This window comes from Paenibacillus sp. LHD-117, assembly GCF_030929555.1.
GTDB lineage: Bacteria > Bacillota > Bacilli > Paenibacillales > Paenibacillaceae > Pristimantibacillus.
On record NZ_JAVFVT010000088.1, the window covers coordinates 1 to 859 of the forward strand.

Annotated in this window: 1 protein-coding gene; it reads left to right on the forward strand. The window is 52.4% G+C overall.

The genetic code is table 11. The features are described from left to right. A partial coding sequence (locus RB620_RS30150; RefSeq protein WP_308100860.1) for a transposase occupies positions 1-531 on the forward strand: 531 nt, incomplete at its 5' end. Between the last annotated feature and the right edge of the window lie 328 nt (positions 532-859).

Sequence of the window (859 nt, forward strand, 5' to 3'; positions counted from 1 at the left end):
TTGGAGAATGCGCTTCTTGAGCAAGCCACGACGGGAGCGAAAGCTTCTGTTATCCAGCTTCTTCAATCCCTGCGTGGCGTTGCGCGCCTAACCGCCATCACCATTGCCGCGGAAATTGGGACGTTCGAGCGGTTTCGCTCTCCCGCACAACTCATGGCCTACTTAGGTCTCGTTCCTCGCGAGTATTCGTCTGGTCAGACCACGCGCCGGGGCTCTATGACCAAGGCGGGGAACAGTCACTTACGTCGTACGTTGGTGGAGTCGGCATGGAGCTACCGCCACCGACCAGCCGTCAAAGGCGAATTAGCTAAGCGATTAGAAGGTTTGCCTGCAGCTGTACAGTTGTTATCCTGGAAAGCGCAAGAAAGATTACACACAAAATACCGCCGTCTCGTCTTCGGAAAGAGTAAACACAAAAACGTAGCCATTGGGGCCGTTGCCCGAGAACTAGTTGGGTTCATTTGGGCAGTTGCTCGAGTCGCGGAACAAGGCGAGCTCTCGCATGCTGAGAAGCAGCCCAAAGTAGGTTAGTTGTTTTCTACAAAGTCGCACGAAAAGCTGTAATAAGGGTTTATTCTGTGAAAGAACGCTTCGCACACACCGTAAGAATACCACCGGAACATTAGGCCCGGGGGCAAACGAAGGTTTAGGAGAGAATGTACGTGTTCCGTTTGCACTAGGTTGAAAAACCGAACGTGCGTTTCTAGCTGGTAATCGCTCTCCTTGACGAAGGCATTGAATGTGGTAACCAACCCACGGATAGCAGCGTGCCGACCGTCGCTCGCTTATTTGCTCCCGCGCCTAGTGTTTTGGTGGTGCAAAATGCAAGGGCTTGACTAAAACGTTCATAGCAACGGAA